The sequence below is a fragment of the Fibrobacter sp. UBA7003 genome, assembly GCA_002449765.1.
Taxonomy (GTDB): Bacteria; Fibrobacterota; Fibrobacteria; order Fibrobacterales; family Fibrobacteraceae; genus Fibrobacter.
Window position 1 is genome coordinate 327108 of record DJXN01000015.1, and the last position, 20900, is coordinate 348007.

The window sequence follows — 20900 nt, forward strand, 5'->3', positions numbered from 1 at the left end:
CTTATTAGAAGTAATACTTCGCTTTCGCCCAGATTTCGCGGTTCTTGTCGTAGCCTGCGAGTTGTCCGCGTTTTCCACCAAAGTGGTCGTACCCAAGTGAAATCATTACTTGGTCGGTGACGGAGTAATCTCCCGAAATACGCGCGTAATAGGCAAGGTTGTCGATGTCGAACATGCCGTAGAGCGAAAGCTTGAGCGTGTTGTTCAGCAGTTCCTTTGAAATACGGAAGGTCATTTCAGAAGAATTCTTTTCGGCGGCCAAGTTATGCGAATAGTCGGCGATGTACTTGTGTAAATACTGCACCATGAAAGTCCAGTTGTCCCCGGCGTACCAGTCGATTCCTCCGAGGGCATTGAAGGTGTTCTTGCGAGCGTAATCGAGATTGCTTGCGTAACCGAGCGCTTCACCGAAGTATTCTGCGATTTCGCCACGGAGCACAAATTCGCCGATAGGCATCGACATGTCGCCACCGATCATGGTCATGGTTTCGTGTATGCCGTGGATGACAATGGAATCCTTGACGGGGTCGTAGCCTGCGACCGTAACGGGCGACTGGTTGTGCGTATGAAGCGCCGAAATGGAGAAATCCAGATTCGAGAGGAAGAACGAAACTCGCGTTCCGAAATCTCCGTTCTTGAATTTGGCATCGGGACCTTCCGGGAAATCGATGCTCGCTTTTTCGGGCAATTCAGGACGCCAGGGGTTATCTTCTTGCATGGGCATCTGGAAGTATCGCGGCACGGGCACGTAAACGATTTCAGCATTCACGCGTTCGCCGGGGTACTTGATGCGGAAACCGTCGACAGCCATGCGCATGTCGTCGTAGTCGCTCGACATGAATTCGGTGTAATCTACAGGCGAAATCAGGTCGGTAACGCGAAGCCCGTCGGCAACGCCCCATACCACAATCTGGCGGCCCGCGCGTATTTCAAGAAAGTCATTCTGGTAGTTGAAATACGCCTCTTGCAACTGCACTCCGGTGCGGTCTTCGAGAATGCTGTTTTGTACGCCATTCAGGCTGGTGAACAAATAGGCGTTCTCGTAATCTACGCGAAGTTCTGCGCGCAGGCGCGTCCGCGACGTGGTAAAATCGTGCGGATGCTGCGTCTGGACGGCGTGATACGTGTCCACGAAGCCGTTGAATTGAAACGGGCTTTCTTGGGCAACAGCGGTCGTCGCCGCCAATAACAATGCTGCTAGAGATTGCTTCGTCACTTTATTTCTCCTTAATTTGTCATTCCCGACTTGGTCGGGAATCTCCTTTTCTACTAAAAAAATGTTTTGTAAAGGGGAGATGCCCGCCTTGATTCGACTTCGCTCACCACAGGTCGCGGGCATGACAAAAGTGGGGATAGTTCCTTATAATCCTCGTTCCAAGCGCGGCACGGTGAATGTCTTTGCGTCAAGCGGAATGTTGAACTTGATGTCGCCGAATTCAAGGAGCGTCTTGTGGTTGGTTTGCACGTTTTCCATGCTCATCTTGGCGATAGACCAGAATCCGTCTACCTGAACCACGTTTTCAACTTTCAGCGAGCGCTGCAGTTTGCCGAGCTTGTCGTAGTATTCCACCTTGGCGGCAATCAGGCAGTCCTTGCGAATCCAGGAGATTTTCTTCGAGAAAATTTCGTCGCCCTTTTTCGGCACGGATTCAATAACCCAGCAATCGATTCCGTCCACCTTTTCTTCGCGGAGGAGCTTGTGGGTGTCTTCGTCGATGTTGCGCTGGCCCACGTCGTCGTAAGTGAAGTCGGAACCCATGAAGTAATCCGTCTTGGAGCTCTTTCCGCTAATGCGGCGCGTCTTTTTCATGGCGGGCAGATAAAGCCACTTGTCGTCATCTTTGTTGATGTCGTCGTAATCGACGGTTAGGAATCCCGTGCCCTTCACGTCGTTGGGGTAGCGGAAGAACATAATCTGCTTGGTGTCTTTGCCCACGTCCATCGCAAACGAGGTAATCTTGCGTTCGCGCTTGGCCCCGCTCTTGTTGATGAGTGTCATCGAGAGTTCGGAACTGCGGGTGTTGCCATCGGGGCGGTCATGCACTTTTTGCACGATGTCGCGGCCGGTCAAAGTTTCTGCGCTTACCATGGCGCTCAAGGCGACAATAATTGTCGCAGCTTTTTTTGCGAATTTCATATTCATATTTTTCTCCTATTTTCCAAAAATCTTGAATTTCTTGATTAAAAGCGGTGTCACGAAGAGGTCTGCGAGCAGTGCCGAGACAAGTCCCACGAACACCACGAAACCGAAGTTGAACATCTGCGTTGCGGCCGAGGTGGTAAAGCCCGCAAAGGTCGCCACCATGATAATCGTCGTCATCACGAGAGCCGGGCCCGCCGTGCGGAACACATTGAGAATCGATTCGCGGTAATCGTGGGTGCGGTCAAATTCCACATGCCCGTGGTTGATAAAGTGAATCGTATCGTCAACGGAAAGGCCAATGATCATCGGGATGAGCGTCGCTGTCATCATGTCAAGCGGAATGTCCGTAAGCCCGAGGTAACCGCCCACGAAAATACCCGGCGCAATGTTCGGAATCATGCCGATAAGGCCCGTGCGAATGCTGCCGAAGACAATCATCAAAAGGACTGCCACGATGACTACAGAAATCAGGAACGAAGTCATTTGGCCCACTTCCAGGTACTGCTGCATGGCGGTGAACTGCGGCAAGTTACCCACGGCAGTCACCTTTGCGTCCGGGTAAAGCTCGCGTGCGAAATTCTGCAAGTCTTCGATTTCCTTCTGGAGTTCGTTGGAGTTGTAGCTTGAAATTTCAATCATCAGGCGGAGCTTCCTGTAATCGTAATCCATCCAGTAAGTTGCCTCGCTGCCGCCCGCGTTTTCGTAGAGCAAAAGCAGTTGTGCGACTTCTTCCTCAGTTTCGGGAATTGCGTATTTATCCTGACGGTTCTCGTTCAGCGTGCGGTCCAAATCTTTGACGATATCAAGAATCGAGGTGGAACGCTTGGTAAGCGGGTAGTTGCCGGCGTGTTCCTGCAATTCATCGAGCTTTTTCAGGTTTTCGACTTCCTTGGCCTTGTCGTTTGCGCCAAAGTCAATCACCAAGTCGTAAGAGTAGAAGCTTCCGATTTCGGATTCTGCCACGTAGAGCATCTTGTTCACGTATTCGACCTTGCGGCCCATGGTGCGTTCCACATCAAAGGCGGGTTCTATCTTGGTGAGCCCGAAAACAGAAATCGCGGTCACGACGGCGAATACGATGGCGATGGGCTTTCCGTGCCCGAGAACGAACTTGCCGACAGAATCGAGAATGATTCCCATGTGCGTGTCGCCGCGTTCAAGCACCTTGGCGTTCGGCTTCTTGTCTTTGCCGAAACTCAAGAGAATCGGCGAAATGGTCAACGCTACAAGCAAAATGAATCCGACCGCAATCGACGAAAGAATGCCCACGGAGCGAATCGGCTTGAGCATCACCGAAAGGAAACTGAGCAACGCGACAATCGTGGTAAGGCCCGAGAACAGCACCGACCAGCCGGTTTCACGCATGGCGTAAAGCACCGATTCCTTGCGCTTGCCCGTAAGCATCATGTTCTTGCGGAAGAAAGAATTGATGTGTATGTTGTATGCAATCGAGACGGCGAAGGCCAAAATCACAGGCACCATGATGTTGGTCGCATCCATGTAAAGCCCGAGATAACCCACCAGGCCAAATGTCATGATGACGCCTGCAAAAGTCGTAATCAGCGGAGAGACAATTCCGCGGAGCGAACGCGTCACCAAGAACATCACGATGATGGCGCAGATAATTGTCATGATGAAAATGCGGCCCATCTCTTCGCCGATGTATTTCAGCTTCTGGAAACTCAGGTAGGGCATGCCTGTGGCGCGCGGGTGCAGCGGCGCATACTTTTCCTTCGCGATGATTTCTGTTGTCTCGCGGCCCGTCTGCATGTCGGGAGCTTCAGCCTTTTCACCCTTCGCTTCGCCTTCGGCCTTCCATACGGAATCTTCGGGGAAGGGGCGCAGCTTGATGTTGATGAAGGCTTGCTTGCGGTCGCTCGAAATCAGCTTCTTCGCCAGTTCCGGCTTGTCGGCCAGGCGTTTTTCGATTTCAGCGAGGCCCGCCTCGTCCGTCGGGATTTCTTCGGGCACAATCTGCGTGATTTCCATGCCCTCTTCGGTACCGAGCATGTATTCCAAATCGACAATCGAAGTCGCCTTGCCGTCGGAATACGAAAGGCTGTCGCGCAGTTCGTTCGAAAGTTCGCGTAAAAGCTTCAGGTTGTCCGGCGTCAAGATGGAATGGTCGCTCTCGACCAGCACGCCCACGAAGTAGTCGTTACCGAAAGTTTCCTTGAACTTGTCCGTTTCGACAAGCATCGGGTCGCCCTCGATAAAGTAGCTGTCCCACGACGCCTCGACGTAGATTTTTTTCATGCCCACGATCGAAACCGCAAGCAAAACGACAAACGCCACCAGCAAAATGGCTCGGTGGTTGAGCAAAAATTCGCCAAAACGGCCGAACCGCTCGTTGATTCTTTCAATGTTGATTTTTGGAATACTCATTTTTCCCTCTTTTTTGCTGGGCAAAAATAGGGATTTGGGTCTAAAAATTCTACTCCAAATGGTTTTCTAAAAACCAAATGGGTCCACGCAAAACAGTGTGGACTGCTTTTTAAATGGTATGGTTTTCTTGTTTTTGTCCGACTTTTAGAGCAAAAGTGCACGTGCAGGACGACTTTACGTCCAAATATGCCTGTTTTTCATAAAAAATGGGCTTATTTTGTTTCTAGAAAGACGTAAGAATTTATATTTCTATTGACATAATGAATTAGAGTAGTACTCTTGTTCCCTATCTGGAAATTCTGGTAAAATTTCTTGGGGCTTGCCCCTGCAACTTGGGAAGAAGACGAACGCTCACACCGATCGGGTGTGGGTCGTTGGGCGTTTGCCCACGGTGAGTTTTCGCTTACTGTCGTGCTTAAAGTTGCGGGTTTACCAGAGCCTCCAGATAATGAGCCGAGCGACACCATACTTTTTTTGTTTTAACAAAAAGTATGGGTTTAGAACGGTTCTCTGAATAAGACCGCTGCTCGCAGACTGCCTTTGGCAGAAGGGTGTGGGAGATGAGAAAGACGATTTTGGCTTTGGCTGCCATATTTCTTTGTTCGTGCAACATTGACTACGATACGGATAAATTGATTGGTACTAGTTTCGTTTATATTGGGGAATGTCCTAATTTATATGATTATCTTGATAGTGAAAATTCTTGTACAAAGTCTAATGATGAACATACTTATTCATGCAAAAAATTAGAAGCCATGAAAAAGTATTTGAGAACGGATGAAAAATGTAAGGAGAAATTGTTGTTGGAAGTCTTGGTGCATGGGTTTGCAATTGGATCGAGTCTGTATTTATTATCAAGGTAGCAAGTAAACTGGGAACAAAACTCAAAAAAGTAATTCAAATATTTGAAAGGAGTAATGATGAATTATCAAGATGCTTGGAACAAAATAGTTGAGAAAGAAAAAGATCTTTCTGGAAAAAAGGAAGAAGCAGTTCAAACAATGTGGGAATCCGTTATTCTCCGAGATTATTTAGAATATAAGAAAGATTGTATCAATTCTCAACGGAAAATTAGAATCGGTTCTACGGATAAAATTGCTGACATTGTCCTTTGCAAAGAAAATAAGGAAATGTGTATTGTAGAATTAAAAAGATTTGAATTGCACGAAGGCAGAAATCAGTTATTTTCATATCTTAAACAAATAGATCGTGTATCTATTGGCGTTCTTGTTTGCGATAAATTGTATGTCTATGACTATCAATATGGACGAGATGCTGAAAAGCAACCTTATGTAGAGATTTCTTTTGAAGAGAATAATTTAGATGGAATTTCTTTTGTAGAATTGTTTAATTCATCCAATTTTGACGAAAGAAAAATTAAAGAATGGATTGCAAAAAAGAATGAAGAACGTCAATTGCTAAAGCAAAAACAAAACAATTTTAACAAAAATGTTGCTCAAATAAAAAATGAAATAAATGATAGCCTTATTAAGGAATTGCTAAAGAAGTATTTCATAAATGAAAGAGGTTTTACAAAAGAAGAATTTGAAAAGGCTGATAGTGAACATAACCAGATTTCGCCACAACCTTTACTACGTAACCGTAGAAATACGGCAAATAAGCGGATGGAAAAATTTAAAGAATGGCTTACTGCACATAAGTATTCTCCAAATGTGGCAAGCGGATATGCAAGTGCGGTTAATTATATTGAACAACACCAATGCAAATTAGGAAATAATATTGATATATGGAATGCATCAAAGGGAACCATTCGAGATTTAGTTCGTGATTATGAGAGCGATGGTAAGTATGCTAAAATTGGTCTAGAAAGGCATGCCGCAATTAAGAATGGTCTTAAGCGATATTACGAATTTTTATCATAATGTGTGAGATGGTTTGAAAATGCCAGAATAAATCCTATGCCCAAAACAAAAACTACATCAGAGGATGCCGATATCAAACGTTTTGAAAAGTTCGTTAAAGAACTTCTCGGCAAGGATGATGCCGAACTCTTTTTAGAAAAATACGGTGAACAGTGGAATGAACGTATTGAGAGAGATGAACCTGAATTAGATTCGTTCGTCTTAAAGGCTATTGAATTTGACAATGCTTCGTGTGCAATCATTCTTATGAATGATTGGATGAGGTTCATGAACAAGGTGGAAAATTACGAAAAGTGGAAAAAGAATTCACCTGTACAAAAGCAAGATATCATAGAAGACTATTATTTTCAAATAAAGGCTGACTTCTTTCGCGCCAGTCTAGAAAAATATGGTGGACGCAAAGGCGTCGAAGATAAACTGTTGGCGTTGAATGGAATGTTGAGAAAAAAGAATTTCGAAGATGCGTCAAAACAGTCAAAAACTCTACTCAAAATATTAGACGATAATCCGTTTGTTTCAAATGAATCCTTCCAATATGTCTCTATTATGAACGAAATGGAATGGTTTGTTTATCAGCATTATAACAAATCGTCAAATTCTAATGTTAGGAACATTAACTTTATTTGTCCGGTAGAATACATTTATTTAGAGAATGCTGCCATTGCTTTTGAAATGAAAAAATATTCAGAAGCAGAAAAGTATCTGAATGAAACACTGAAATGGAACCCGGTTTCCGCATATGGTTTGTGGTTTCTCGCTCGTGTGTATCTAGAGCGAAGGCAGTGGAAACAAAGCCTAGATACAATCATTCGAGGCCTAAAATATGCGTATCGTCCATCCCATTTTAGGGCGTTTTATGATGCTTTGATGTGTTATTTCGATGGCAGGAATTTGAACAAGGATGTTTTATGTTGTATTTATTTGAAAATGCAATATGTGTCTTCGGATAAAACCAGAAAGAATGTCGCTCAGGATTTTCAAATCTTTTCTAGATCAGAACGCACAACAAATTTGCGTGTGAAAAAATTATGCGATGCGTATATTAAGCCCCTAGAGGAACCGGGCAAACGAAATAATAGGACTGATAGTAAATCAAGCAAACTGGTTGATGTTTCAATTGAAGATGTTCGTGAATCGTCCCGAAAATATGGATATCCAATGGAAGTGAATCCAAAGATAATCGAACTGGCAAAATCTTGTCGTGAAAAAGCCGTTTGTGCTAAAGATAATCGCGAAGCAGAATATTTTCAAACTATACTTTCTGATTTAGAGAAATGTCGGGAACAGGCGAAAAGAATTGGCGTGGCAATATCTCGTCAAAGAAAATCAAAAGTTATGAGTTGATACACTTGTATTACTTTTTTTCAAAAAAGAGGGTTCATTATCATGAAAAAAACAGATTCAGAAAATACTAACCCAAATAAAAAAACAGATTATGACCCGAAATCGGCAGAATCACGGAAAAGCCAACATTTCTATGAGAGAGCAAAGGAGTGGTTTGGAGACGATGTTGATAAGTTCATGCAGGATGTTTATCGATATGCAGACTATATTAATTCTAATGAGCCTTTACTTCTCCTTTATGTTCAGCTACCTTTTGGAATAATTCTTTTACACGAATGGATGAAACGGATGGATAATTCTGAATTGTCGAAGCTGTGGTCAGAAATGAATGAAAAGCAAAAAGACGGGGTTTTGTGCAATTTTTATCACCAGATTCATCAAACAGTTCAGTCTGTAGAAACAAAGAAAGAGCATGATAACCATACTAACAAATCAAACGTGAACTAATAATAAAGCCAGGCGTTGCGGGCTGGCGTCTGAAGCCCGCATAGAAGGGGTAGCGGAAGCCCCGTTGGGGTGGGCTTAAGAGATGCCCGACCAAGTCGGGCATGACAATAAGGGTGGGGCGGGGCTGGAGCGAGGGGAAGGCTTTCCCCTCTAAATCCCCTCGGAGCATTCAAAACCCGTTTGGAGCGGTTTTTTGAGCGTTTTTCGGCTACTTTTGGCGCATGAAAAATGCTGATTTTGTTGACCGTTTGAGCCTCGCCGAAATGGGCGAAAATCGTTGCGGAACTGTTGCCCAGATTGAGGGCGATTCCCGCTTTATTTCAAGAATCGTTTCCATCGGGCTTACGCCGGGTTCCGCCTTTACGCTCCTCAAGAACGATAAACTTTCGCCGGTGCTCGTTTTTTGCCGCGATACGGTTATCGCTGTCAACCATAAGGAAAGTTCACAGATTTTTGTCAAGGTAGAATCGTAAAGATGAGCGAAATCAAGACTATTGCTTTGCTCGGGCAACCCAATTCCGGTAAATCGACGCTTTTTAACAACTTAACGGGACTTCACCAGCGCGTGGGCAACTGGCCCGGCAAAACGGTGGAGCAGGCCGAGGGTGAATTTGTTTTTGACGGCACGACATATAAAGTAATTGACCTTCCGGGCAGTTACGGACTTTCGGCGAACTCCGAAGAAGAAGTCGTCACCCGCGACTACATTCAGAGCGGCAAGGCGGACCTCGTCTGCATCCTGGTAGATGCGTCGCAGCTGGAACGCAGCCTTTACATGCTGGCGGATTTTGTGGGCATTCGCTTGCCCGTGATGCTGGTGCTCAACATGATGGATGTGGCCGAAGCGGCAGGCAAGAAGATCGATGTGGCTGCGATTGAAAAGCGCCTTGGCGTTCCGGTGCTTGGCTTCAGTGCGGCCGAAACGGAACGTTATCCTGAATTTTTCAAGAAGATGGTTTCGGCTATCAAGACGCCTGTTTGCCTCGATAGCGGGAGCCTGCGCGAGGAACTCGTTGGCGGGGGAGAGCTTGCTGAAAAAACGGATAATCTCATTAGCCGCATCGAAGCCGCGCTCGGTGACTTTGAATATGGCGTATGCGAAAAAATTTGGATTGCGGAAAAACTCCTTGAAAAAGACAAGCTCATTTGCGGTGTCGTGAATGAAATGCTTCCGTTTGCCCATAAAAATGCGATTGACGCGATTCTCGATAGCGAAGAAGGGCGTGACGGCGGTATGCTTACTGGTGAAGCCAAGTATCGCTGGGTTTCGAAGATTGTGCGTGAATTGGCGACGCCCAAGTCCATCGAGAAGGTCTTTAGCAAGTGGGACCGCATCGCCACGCACCACATCAAGGGCAAGTTCTTTGCGTTCGGCATTATGGTCGTCTCGCTGATTGCGTGCATGATTCTCGCTTTCCCGGGCATGGGAATCGGTTTTGGAATGCAGCCTGTATTGCAGTCGCTCGTAGAACGTGTTGGCGGCGCACTTGGCGTCTGGCCTGTGGTGATTTCGTTCATCAACTTGGTGCTTGTCGGTGGAACTTGCATCACGATTTGTATGACGAGTTTCATTTTCGCCATCATTTTCGTATTCCGCATTCTCGAAGAAATTGGCTACATGGCGCGTTTCTCGTATGCGTTCGACAACTGGCTTTCGCGCCTGGGCTTACAGGGCAAGGCGATTATGCCGCTGTTTTCCGGAATTGGCTGCACGGCGGGTGCAGTTTGCGGTACGCGCGTGCTCGATACCCGCGGTCAGCGCCTGCTTGCGCTCGTTCTGTTGTGGGCGATTCCGTGCGGGAGCAAGGTGGCGGTGGTGCTGTTCCTGGCGTCTACTTTCTTCGGGTCGGCGGCTCCGTTGTTCGGTATTGGCTATGTGGCGTTGATTTTTGCGAGTTTCTATCTGTCTTCGCGCCTGTTTGGCAAAAAGCTTGTACCGCAGAATGAACGTGTGGGTATGATTATGGAGCTTCCGCCGTATCATAAGCCGCATTGGAAGATGATTGCCGCGATGGTCGGGCGCAGCACCTGGGGCATTTTCAAGAAGGCCTTGAAGATGATCCTGGTGGTGGCGGCCCTTTTCTGGGCGCTCTCTTACGCAGGCGACGGGAATGTGGAAAATACGCTCCTTTACAAAATTGGCAATGCGATTGAGCCGGTGACGATGTTCTTTGGCATGCGCTGGGAACTTTTCGTTTCTTATCTGGGCGGTATGTTCAGTAAGGAAGCTTCGCTTGGCATTATGAGCACGCTCTTCAACCACACCGGCGAGGCGTTCTCTCTTGTGACCCGCGTGGCTGCAAGCGAAAACTTGGGCGAGGCTCTTGCAAGTACCATCAGCAAGCCCGAAGCGCTCGCGTTCCTGTTTGCGTCGATGTTCAACGTTCCCTGCGTACTGGCGATGGGCACCACCTATCGCGAGGCAGGCTCGTTCAAGTGGCTAGCCACCATCATGGGGTATTATTTGGCGATTTCTCTTGGACTCGCCTTTATCGGCTACCACATCGGATTGCTGATTTTTTAACGGAAAATTTTATAGCGCGCTGTCGAGCACCATCATGAGCGTGAAGCCCACGGCAAAAAGGATGGTGCCGGCATCAAAATGCTCTCCTTCGCTGACTTCGGGGAGCATTTCTTCGATTACAACATAAATCATGGCGCCCGCCGCAAGCGAGAGCAGGTAGGGCATGAACGGCGAGAGCGCCTCAGCCGCAAGCAGCGTGATTAACGCGCCTACGGGTTCTACGGCTCCGGAGAGCGCTCCCAAGGCGAAAGCCTTTTTGCGGGAAGCCCCTTCGGCACGGAGCGGGAGCGAAACCACCGCCCCTTCAGGGAAATTTTGAATCGCAATGCCTATGGCAAGCGCAAACGCCCCCGAAAGCGTGATGGCCACATTCCCCGAAAGCCAGCCTGCGAAAACGATACCGACAGCCATGCCCTCGGGCAAGTTGTGCAAAGTCACCGCTAGCGTAAGCATGGTCGTGCGCTTGAGTTTTGCCTTGGGACCTTCTGGCGTGGCGCTACCCAAATGCAAGTGCGGCGTTATTTTATCCAAAATGTACAGGAACAGAATGCCCGCCCAGAAACCGACCGTCGCCGGGATGAAAGCCAGTTTGCCCATCGATTCGCTCGCGCTGATTGCGGGCAAAAGCAGGCTCCATATAGAAGCCGCCACCATGACGCCCGCCGCAAAAGACAAAAGGCCACGTTTGAGATTTTGCCCCATCTGCTTCTTCATAAAGAAAACACATGCGGCACCGAGAACCGTCCCTAAAAACGGGATGGCTAGACCTTGTGCAATTTGTATAACCGGCTCGTTCATACTTTGAAAGATAGCATAATGCGTATCAGTGTGTCGAGTTTTTCTCTAGGTCCTTAATGTCGTGGCTGTGGCTGTGCTTTGCATCGGAGAAGACATGGTTGTGCAAATGGGAATGCACAACAACGTGCGTATGGGTTATGCCGCCATGCGTGTGCGTGAAAATATGCTGATGCATGTGCGAATGTGAGCGGACAAGCGTATCGCAGACCACGAAAATGGTTCCGGCAATCATGACCAGGAACGCCACGATGTATTGCAGCGTGATTTTTTCGTTCAGGAGCACGACAGAAAACAAGACGCCGATAAAGGGCGCAAAGGCGTAAAAGGCGCTGGTCTTTGCGGCTCCCAGGTAATGTTGCGCGCGGATGTAGGTGAAAATACTCAGGCCGTAAGCCACAAAGCCGAGCAGCAGGGCGAGCGGGATGTATTTTGCGGCGAAGTTCATTTCGCCTGTAGTAAGCGAAACGACGATGGAACCGATTCCGGAACAGAGGCCTTTTATGGTCACAATCTGGTATGTGCTTTTGTCCGAAATTTTGCGGGTGCAGTTGTTTTCTAGCCCCCAGCAGATGGTCGCGCCGAGAACGAAGATGGATCCGATCGAAAAGTTGAATCCATCGGCATTTTCGAACGAGAGAATGAAACTGGATAATGTTATAAATAAAATGGCAATCCACAAACGCGTAGACACCTTTTCTCTAAAGATGAACAGCGCAATCAACGTTGTCGCGACGATTTCGAAGTTCCCGAGCAGGGAGGCGTTGCTGGATGTTCCGTACTTGACGCCGAACATGAGCAATATGGGTGCGGCGATGTCGAGCAGGACCATGCCCAGCGTGTAGGGGAAATCTTTTTTGCGGAGCCGTTCCGATTGGGACTCGCGCCGGATATGGAACAGGTAGAGAATGCCGATGCCGAGCCCCGCGCCAATATAGAGCAGTCCCGCCATGAATATAGACGAAATGTGGGCCAGCAGCATTTTGGAGCAGGGGACATTCAGTGCATAAAATGCGGCCGCCGCTATAGCATAACCAATCGCAACGACATTCTTGTCCATGATTTAAATGTAGAATTAATTTGAAGATATCCCGTATGGCTTGCTCAGGTACACAAGTGCGGTGGTGAGCGTGTAGTCGGCAAGGAGTGCGGCACCGAGGCCCACGATGGAGAGCAAACCCACGTTGTGGAGGGCCCCCATGGGGCTGAAAATGAACACGAAGAACATCGCGCAAAGGATGAAAGTGGTCATGCCCATGGTCTTTCCGATTTCGCGGTAAGAGAGCAGTAACGCGTGCCTGTAACTGCCCGTGCGTTCAAAGCCGTATTTGATGTGGTTGTTCATGTGGATGGTATCGTCGACGGCGATGCCCAAAATCATTGGCATCACGATCATCGTAATCATGTCGAGCGGCATGCCCGAATAGCCCATGACGCCGCCTATCAGGAGAACCGGCGCTACGTTTGGAATCATCCCGATAAGGCCCGCCTTGATGCTTCCGAACGCAAGAATCATCATGATGGCGATAATCACGAATGAACCGCCGAAGGAGCGCAGAAGTCCGCCGACCAGTTTGCCGTTCATTTCGGCGTAGTTCACAACTTCGCCCACCACGGAGACTTTTGCGTCGGGGAAAATGCGGGCGGCATAGGCGTTTGCCGAATCCAGGTCTTCTACGATTTTGTTGGCATCATAGCCCGAAAGTTCTATGTGGATGAACGTGGTCTTGTATTCTTCGTCCATGCGTTCAAAGAGCGCGTCGGGGTCCGAGATTTCGTACAGGAACAGCAGTTGCGTGAGCATGTCCTGCGCGTCGGGAATCTTGTAATACTCGATGCTGTCGGCGTTCAGCGTGCGATTCATCTCTTTCACGAGGCGCGTCACCGATTGCACGCGCGGCTTGTCGCCCGAAATTTTCGTGAGCTGGAGCGTTCCGAGTTTTTGTTCAAGTTGCTCGATGCGCTTCATATTGGCGGGATCCTTGAGCGCATCCGCGTCATCGAATTCCACCATCACGTTAAAGTCGTAAAGGCTTCCGAGCTTTCCGCTGAGCATGTCCTTGAGCCGCACCACGAAGGGAATCTTTTCGCCCATAGTTTCGGTGTAGTCCATATTCACGTCGATACGCATCATGCCTGGAACTTGCAACAGCATAATTGCAGCCGAAATCACTGCGACAATAACGCTGTGCCTGCACACCTTGCGCCCGAAGAATTCAAAGAGAATGTCCGCCTTGGTGGCCCCTGCGGACTTTACCTGCGTCGGGTCGGGTTCTGCGTTCTTGCCGAAGCTCATGAGAATCGGAATCAAGATGATGACATACAGATAAACCATCGTGACGATGCCCGCTGAAATCCCGCCAATCCAGCGGATAGGGCGAATGCCTGCGAACAGGAACGAAATCAGCGATGCGACCGTGGTAATGACGGTAAAGAGGATGGGCCAGCCCGTCTCTTCGACGGCGTAAATCACGGATTCGCGGCGGTTGCCCGTGCGCCTAAAGTGCATGCGGAATGAATTGATGTAGTGAATGGAATAGCCCACCGAAAGTGCCATGCCTAAAAGCACCGGGAGCGCGACCATGCTCTCGTCGCCGACAACGCCGAGCCACGCATTAATGCCGAGTACCGAAGCGATGCCGCCGACTGTTGCAATCGCGGGCACCACCACGCCACGCAACGACCTTACAAACAAGATAAGGCATACAAGCATCACCAGGAACCCGAAACCGATACGCATGGCGCATTCTCGCGAGATGACTTCGTTTTCTTCCATCTCGGTGTAGCTCATGCCCGTCGGGAGCATCTCGAACTTGTCGCTTTTGAATTCGTCGGAATAGATGACCTCGCGGGCAAAAGGCGCGATACTGTCCTTGCCAAAATTGACGCCGCCTTCGTATGATTTCAGCGCGAGAATAATCCAGGTTTCTTTCGCGTCGTCAGAAACGATGTTGTTCACGAGCGATTCGCGGGAAAGAATCAGTCGCTTTTTCGATTCTAGTTCCTGCGGGTTATCGGGAATGCCGCCCTCGAACGGGTCTATGACTTCGAAACCCTCGTCATTTGCGACCGGAATCGACAAATTGTGCGTCAGCGAAACGACGCGGTCGGCATACGGGACCTCGTTTTCGAGCCTACGCGAAAGCCTGTCGATTGCCTGCAACACCTCTGGCGCAAAAACGTCGTCGGCGCGGACCATCACCATGTAGCCGTCGTCGCTACCGAATTTTTCGTTGAAATGCGCCTGGTCGATTTTCACCTTATCCCAGTCATCGAACCAGTCCTCTTCACTGCTACTCATCTGCAGATGCGGGAGCCCGAGACTCGCCAAAACCGTCACGACGGCTGTTACCAGCAGAATCAACCAGCGAAAACGAACCTGAAAACGCCCCAATCGGGCAAAAACCTTGTTGACACGAGAAACTTGCATTGTATAACTCCTCTAAAAGCCCCAACGGAGTGTGATTCCGTCAGGGCTGCTTCAATCCAAAACACTATAAGAAAGAAATGTTCTTTTTAGGCGGTGGCGAGCGCCTTGCCGAGATCCTGGCAGGCGGCCTTGCCGGCGTCATCGGGGGCGTTCTCGATGGCGAGCGGGTCTGCCACAAGTACGAGCCCGGCGGCTTCCGCGTCGGCCTTCCACGGGTTCATCCATTCGCCACCACCCCAGCCGTAAGAGCCGAACAGGGCGACTTTCTTGCCGTTGAGAGCGGGTTTGACGGCTTCGTAGAAGGGCTGGAATTCGGAATCTTCCAGTTCTTCGGCTCCCATAGCAGGGCATCCGAGAGCATAGCGGGCGTATTCGCCCAGCTGGCCCTGCGAAAAGTCCGAGACGCTGAACACGTCGGCTTCGGCGCCGGCGGCCTTTGCACCTTCGGCGACGTATTTTGCCATCAGTTCAGTGTTGCCGGTTCCGCTCCAGTAAATGACTGCGATTTTTTCCATTGTGATTCTCCTAGGTGAATTAAAGAGGTAAATGTCGTTTGATTACGCTGCGTTTCGGACGGTCAGCATCGGCAGCGAGTATCCTTTTTCAAATAGTTTGTTGAAAACGTCGAAGCACTTGCGAAAGCAGGCGAACCGTTTTTCGCATTCGGTTACATCGCCGTAAACTTTCCAGTAGCCCGTATATTTGCTATTCCTGCCGCCGTTGATAATGAACCCTTTCACGTCTTCGAGGGGGTAGCCCAAGAATAGTCCGACTTCGTGCGGAAAACAGTGGCATTTGCGGATGCGCGCCGTCATGTATGCGAGTGCACAGTCGGTGCTAAAGTCTGCGTAGCCGTAGGCAGCGAGAAAATGGCGGATTTCCGGCTCGGCAATAAGCTTTTTCAGGGCGTCTTCGCGATAGACGTAGATAAAACTGCGACCGCAGCGTTCTGCGATAACGCGCACGCACACGCCGCGAGGGTTGAGTTCCTTGTTCCAGTGGGCGAGTTGTTTACACAGCGTTTCGCTGGATGAAGATTCAAGGCAGAATAAACTTCCGACCTTGAGTCCGGCGAGTGTTGGCGCGCATTGGCGAACGAGACGGTGGTCTAAAAGGCGATTCATTTTTATTGCAAACTACAAATAAATTGTAAAGTTAGTTTTCTCTAACAAATATATAAAAAAGCCTTGATGTTTGTCAAGGCTAATTTTGTATTAATTTTTGTTCATTTGCAATTTGAGCATCTTGCTGAACAGGCCGCCTTTCGCCTTGAGTTCGGCGGGGGAGCCTGTTTCGGCGATGTGGCCGTCTTGCAGCACCACGACCTTGTCGGCGTTCGCGATGGTGCGCATGCGGTGTGCGATGATGATGACGGTCTTGCCCTTCACCAGCTGCGAAATGCCGCGCTGGATCTTGGATTCGTTTTCTACGTCGAGGCTTGCGGTCGCTTCGTCGAGCAAGATGATGGGCGCGTCCTTCAACAGGGCGCGTGCAATCGAGATTCGCTGGCGTTCTCCGCCCGAGAGTGTATCACCGTTTTCGCCGATGACGGTGTCATAGCCCTGCGGCATCTTCTGCACGAATTCATCGCATCCCGCGAGTTTTGCCACCTTCAGGATTTCTTCGTCGCTGGCATCGCGCTTGCCGATGCGGATATTGTCCTTGATGCTCGTATTGAACAGCACCACGTCCTGGAAGACGATGGAGAAATTCTTGAGGAGCGTTTCAGGGTCAATCTTGCTGATGTCCTGCCCGCCGAGGGTCACCTTGCCGCCTTGAATATCCCAGAAGCGTGCTGCAAGTTTTGCAGCAGTCGTCTTTCCGCTGCCGCTCGGGCCCACAAGTGCGGTGATTTCGCCCTGCTTAGCCGTGAACGAAACTTTTTTCAGGACTTGCTTGTTCTCGTTGTAATTGAAGTCGACATCCTTGAATTCGATATCGTAATTCTGCGGAGTGAATACAGTTACGCCATCCTGAGGTTTCATCTGGTCCATTTCGCGGAAACGGCGCAAGCGCACATTCACGAAGAACAGTTCAGCGAGGTTGTTGAACACCAGGAAAACCGGGTTGTAAACAGTCGCCGCGCACACGATAAACACCAGATAGGTGAATACATCGATTTCGCCCTTGGTCCAGAGGCGTGCGCCAGTAATCAGCACCGTGGCAAGGCCCATCTTGAGAATGCCTTGCGCCGAATTCAGGAACGAACCCACCTTCACGTCGGAATCCATCTGCGATTTTTCGTATTTGATGCAATCCTTGTCAAAATGATCGAGGTAGGCCGCTTCGCCCGAATACGAACGGATTTCCTGCACGTTTTCGAGACCTTCCTGGATATCTTCCATAATCACGCGGCGGGCGTTATATGAATTTTCGAACCAGCGGTCTTGAATTTTCTTGGAAAGCGCAATGAGCAATGCTGCTGCGGGCACCACCCAGAAAAGTGCGATAGACATTTTCCAGTTGTAGCAGAACAGCATGATTCCGATTATGGTGACGCTCCCGATGGCAGCGAAAAGTTCCGGCACCGCATGCGAGAAAATCATTTCGAGAGCATTGCAGTCGTCCATGATGGTCGATGTCAAGTCTGAAAGGTTCTTTTTGCCGAAGAACGAAAGCGGCAACTTGCGGAGTTTTTCGGCAATCGAGACGCGACGTCGCATGCTTTCGTCGTACACGCTATCGTAGGTGGCGCTGTACGAGAACCTGTAAATGACTAGCATCACGACAAACAGGACTACCGCAATTCCCACATAGAACAAGGTCCCGTGCGGAGTTTTGCCTGCAAATTCACCGACGCCCATCTGCTCCATCAAAAAGTAAAAGAGCATCATCATCGGGAACATAAGCGAAACAAAGTGCAAAAATGTCCAAATGACGCCACGGACAAACGTGCGCGAGCCTTCTTCCGAAAGAGCAAAAGTATTCTGAACCCACTTATACATTTTCGCCTCCTTCATTATTCTTGGAATTGTCGAGGGTCCACGTGACGGACTGCTGGTATTCGGCCCACATCTTGGCATAAATGCCGTTCTTTTCAAGTAATTCGCTGTGCGTTCCGCGCTCGGCGATTTCGCCATCTTCCACAACGATAATCTGGTCGGCGTTCACTACGCTGGTGAGCCTGTGGGCAATCATCAGCACGGTCTTGCCGGCGGCAAGCTTGTGCAAGGCTTCTTGAATTAGGCGTTCGTTTTCGGGGTCTGCAAAGGCGGTCGCCTCGTCGAGCACCACGATGGGAGCGTTCTTCAAGATAGCGCGCGCAAGCACCACTCGCTGCTGCTCGCCGCCTGAAAGGTAAGTTCCCTTGCTCCCGATAACAGTATCAATACCGCCGGGCAACTTGTCGATGATTTCGCGGCACTGCGCACGGTCAAGCGCCTTATTTACCTGTTCGAGAGTCGCATCGGGCATGCCGTAGCGAACGTTATCCAAAATGCTCATCTTGAAAAGGCGCGTATTCTGGAACACGAACGAAACATTCTTCATCAGTTCCTTCGGGTCAATCTGCTTTACGGGAACACCGCCAATAGTAATCTCACCGCTATCGACATCGAAGAATCGTGGCAGGAGTTTTGCAATCGTACTCTTGCCGCCGCCCGAAGGTCCGACAAGTGCTACCGTATGGCCCGCCGGTACCGTGAGTGAGATGTCGCTCAGTACCTGTTTGTCGGTATCGGGGTAGGTGAAGTTCACGTTCCGGAATTCCACATCGAACTTTTGCATCGGTACGGGATTTTCGCAAACCTCCAAATCCTTGGTGCGTGCAATATCGTTGATGCGGTCAATGGCAAGCCCCGCCTGGTTCGTAGCGTTGCTTAGGTACATGCTGCGCATGACGCACTGCGAAAACAGCGGCGTCACCAGCACGTAAATCATCATGTTCACGATGGTGAGTTTTACATCGCCGTCGTTACCGATAATGAGCGCTGCCGTCGGCACCAGGAACAGTACGAAACCGTTCACGAGGGTCGTGTAGATGCAGTAAGGAACTTTCCAATTGTCGGAATAGGCTGTGACCATCTTGTGGTAGGTCGCGATGCTGTTGTAGAAACTCTTGAATGAAAAAATCGTCTGCTGGAAAACCTTGACTACGGGTATCCCGCGCACGTATTCCACCGCTTCGGAGTTCATTTCTTCGAGGGCCTGCATGTAGCGTTCCATGAACTTGGTTCCCCTGCGGCCTAGGGTGCCTAAAATGAACATGGCGTAGGCGATAGGCACCAAAGAGGCGAGGCCAAGTCGCCAGTCAAAGCTGAACATCATCACGAGCGCCACGACGGGAATCAAGATGGTGCTCGAAATGTCGGGCATCTGGTGCGCAATGAAGGTGTGCGTAATCGCGGCGTTGTCGTCGATAATCTTGCGGAGTTTGCCGGTCGGGTTCTTGTCGAAAAATCCGAGAGGCGCGCTCATCAGTTTTTTCATGGCGAATCGACGCAGGTCTCCTTCGAGCCTGAATGCTACCAGGTGCGAGCAGGCGAGGGCCGCAAAGTAGAGCAGAACGCTTGCGACCGAGGCGAGAACCGCCCCGATGGAGTAGTCGAATATCTTGATGTTCGTCATGTCGCCGCCAGAGATAACCTCGCGGACAATGAGCCACATCAGTAAAAACGGCACGAGCCCTGCGATGGCGCTCAATGCCGAGAGAATCAATGCTAGCGGGAACAGCGGTCTTCGCGAACCCATGTATGCGTAGAGTTTAGAGAATGTCTTTTTCATAAATTAATCGCTAATGTGTCATTCTGAGCGAAGTGCGAAGCACGTAGTCGAAGAATCCTGGTAAGAGATCCTTCGATTTCGAACCTGACGGTTCTCCACTCAGGATGACACTTTTTCTTTTTATCTGGTTATGCGACGTTTGTCATCCTGTATTTTTTCCTGTATTCCTTGGGGGTCATGCCCATCACATCTTGGAAGGCGTGGGCGAACTTGCTCCCGTTATTGTAACCGACTTCGCCTGCAATCTCGAGAATCCCGCGGTCGCACTCGCGAAGTTGCTTGGCGGCCAGTTTCATGCGCTCGCGGCGAGCGTAAGTGAATACCGGCAAACCGAACACGTTCTTGAAGCAGAGCTTCATTGCGGTGGGCGGCATGTCAAACTTGTCGGAAAGTTCCTCGATGGTAAAATGGCTGTCCATGTTTTCGCAGATGAACGAACGGATGCAGTAAATCTTTTCTATTTGCATCGAAGATAAATTGCACTCGCGGCAGGCGTATTCTCTTTGAGTGTCCAAGTTTTTTAACGTGAGCAACAATTCTAAGATGGCGAGTCTGCAGTATTCTGCCTGCGTTTTTTCGGACTTGTTCTCGATTTTCTCGAATGCGCGAGCCACCTCTTCCTTGGTGTGCACGATGAACGGTCGGCCCGGACGGCACATTTTTTGCGCAAGAGTCCTGATGTCGAGTGCAAAACCTGCGAAATGTTCCTGGATGTATTTTGCTGATTCCTCGTAGAACAAGATGCGGTCGCCGCAGTAGTCTGTAGAACGCGTCAGCGCCCCAGAAGTCCAAGCGTCGTAAACCAGCATTTCTCCGGCATTCAACTGATTGCAGGGGAGGGCACCACCTGCCCAACTGATTTGCCCCTTTCGGCAAAATTCAAGAACCAAAATCGGGTCTCTTTCGAGTGTCGTGTGGTAGCACCCGACTTTGTGGAGCCATTCAATTCCGTTAATGTCTAGCATTCTTTCCTCATAAATCAATTCAGATTGACTATGTTAGCTGAATCTTAAAAAGTAAGACAAATCTAACAAGTAAGCAAAACTTTGTCAAGGCTAATTTTATTTTGGGCTTATCATATTTTGAATACGATTCTGTCTAAATGGATTGAAAAATGACTAAATGGAGTTAAATGAGAGTTGGATGATGAAAAAAAATGATATGATATTTTAAAAACCATTTGGATTTTTTCGTCACTATTTGGAGTAGAGGCGTTTGTGAGACTTT

Annotated in this window: 17 protein-coding genes; 6 read left to right on the forward strand and 11 right to left on the reverse strand. The window is 49.2% G+C overall.

All coding sequences use genetic code 11. The annotated features are described in order from the left end of the window. Window positions 1-4 precede the first annotated feature (4 nt). The 3 genes from B2952_RS13515 to B2952_RS13525 all read right to left on the reverse strand — a co-directional run bounded on the left by B2952_RS13515 (window position 5) and on the right by B2952_RS13525 (window position 4528). On the reverse strand, window positions 5-1216 hold the full coding sequence (locus tag B2952_RS13515; protein WP_290733634.1) for a DUF1302 family protein: 1212 nt from the start codon (window positions 1214-1216) through the stop codon (window positions 5-7). 144 nt (window positions 1217-1360) lie between these two features. Then, window positions 1361-2143, reverse strand: coding sequence for an outer membrane lipoprotein-sorting protein (locus B2952_RS13520; RefSeq protein WP_290733636.1), 783 nt, complete (start codon window positions 2141-2143; stop codon window positions 1361-1363). 9 nt (window positions 2144-2152) lie between these two features. Beyond that, on the reverse strand, window positions 2153-4528 hold the full coding sequence (locus tag B2952_RS13525) for an efflux RND transporter permease subunit (RefSeq protein WP_290733638.1): 2376 nt from the start codon (window positions 4526-4528) through the stop codon (window positions 2153-2155). Between the two features lie 560 nt (window positions 4529-5088). Between B2952_RS13525 and B2952_RS13530 the strand changes: the two genes are divergently transcribed. From B2952_RS13530 to feoB, 6 genes are all read left to right on the forward strand, one after another. After that, a complete protein-coding gene (locus B2952_RS13530; RefSeq protein ID WP_290733640.1) occupies window positions 5089-5391 on the forward strand; it encodes a hypothetical protein in 303 nt (100 codons plus the stop codon). Between the two features lie 54 nt (window positions 5392-5445). Further along, window positions 5446-6411 (forward strand): type I restriction enzyme HsdR N-terminal domain-containing protein, encoded by a 966-nt coding sequence (locus B2952_RS13535; protein ID WP_290733642.1) that lies wholly within the window; start codon window positions 5446-5448, stop codon window positions 6409-6411. Window positions 6412-6414: 3 nt separating this feature from the next. Further along, window positions 6415-7755 carry a tetratricopeptide repeat protein gene (locus B2952_RS13540; protein WP_290733644.1) on the forward strand — a complete coding sequence of 447 codons (1341 nt, stop codon included), beginning with the start codon at window positions 6415-6417 and terminating at the stop codon, window positions 7753-7755. A 42-nt stretch (window positions 7756-7797) separates the two neighbouring features. Next, on the forward strand, window positions 7798-8202 hold the full coding sequence (locus B2952_RS13545) for a hypothetical protein (RefSeq protein WP_290733646.1): 405 nt from the start codon (window positions 7798-7800) through the stop codon (window positions 8200-8202). Window positions 8203-8423: 221 nt separating this feature from the next. Next, the gene (locus tag B2952_RS13550; RefSeq protein ID WP_290733648.1) at window positions 8424-8675 is read left to right on the forward strand and encodes a FeoA family protein; all 252 of its coding nucleotides are present in this window, start codon (window positions 8424-8426) and stop codon (window positions 8673-8675) included. A 2-nt stretch (window positions 8676-8677) separates the two neighbouring features. Further along, the gene (gene feoB, locus B2952_RS13555; protein ID WP_290733650.1) at window positions 8678-10726 is read left to right on the forward strand and encodes a ferrous iron transport protein B; all 2049 of its coding nucleotides are present in this window, start codon (window positions 8678-8680) and stop codon (window positions 10724-10726) included. A gap of 9 nt (window positions 10727-10735) precedes the next feature. On the opposite strand, the gene B2952_RS13560 is transcribed toward feoB, so the two are convergent. The 8 genes from B2952_RS13560 to B2952_RS13595 form a co-directional block, all read right to left on the reverse strand. After that, on the reverse strand, window positions 10736-11524 hold the full coding sequence (locus tag B2952_RS13560) for a ZIP family metal transporter (protein WP_290733652.1): 789 nt from the start codon (window positions 11522-11524) through the stop codon (window positions 10736-10738). A gap of 25 nt (window positions 11525-11549) precedes the next feature. Continuing rightward, on the reverse strand, window positions 11550-12581 hold the full coding sequence (locus tag B2952_RS13565) for a DMT family transporter (protein WP_290733654.1): 1032 nt from the start codon (window positions 12579-12581) through the stop codon (window positions 11550-11552). A gap of 15 nt (window positions 12582-12596) precedes the next feature. Continuing rightward, complete coding sequence (locus B2952_RS13570; RefSeq protein ID WP_290733656.1) at window positions 12597-14951, reverse strand: efflux RND transporter permease subunit; 2355 nt, start codon at window positions 14949-14951, stop codon at window positions 12597-12599. An 86-nt stretch (window positions 14952-15037) separates the two neighbouring features. Next, the gene (locus B2952_RS13575; RefSeq protein WP_072799357.1) at window positions 15038-15466 is read right to left on the reverse strand and encodes a flavodoxin; all 429 of its coding nucleotides are present in this window, start codon (window positions 15464-15466) and stop codon (window positions 15038-15040) included. Window positions 15467-15508: 42 nt separating this feature from the next. Next, window positions 15509-16075 carry a DUF3793 family protein gene (locus tag B2952_RS13580; RefSeq protein ID WP_290733660.1) on the reverse strand — a complete coding sequence of 189 codons (567 nt, stop codon included), beginning with the start codon at window positions 16073-16075 and terminating at the stop codon, window positions 15509-15511. A gap of 90 nt (window positions 16076-16165) precedes the next feature. Then, window positions 16166-17896, reverse strand: a complete 1731-nt coding sequence (locus B2952_RS13585) for an ABC transporter ATP-binding protein (protein WP_290733662.1) — start codon at window positions 17894-17896, stop codon at window positions 16166-16168. Further along, window positions 17889-19673, reverse strand: coding sequence for an ABC transporter ATP-binding protein (locus B2952_RS13590; protein WP_290781652.1), 1785 nt, complete (start codon window positions 19671-19673; stop codon window positions 17889-17891). The genes B2952_RS13585 and B2952_RS13590 overlap by 8 nt, the downstream gene beginning before the upstream one ends. A 128-nt stretch (window positions 19674-19801) precedes the next feature. After that, on the reverse strand, window positions 19802-20638 hold the full coding sequence (locus B2952_RS13595; protein ID WP_290733666.1) for a helix-turn-helix domain-containing protein: 837 nt from the start codon (window positions 20636-20638) through the stop codon (window positions 19802-19804). Between the last annotated feature and the right edge of the window lie 262 nt (window positions 20639-20900).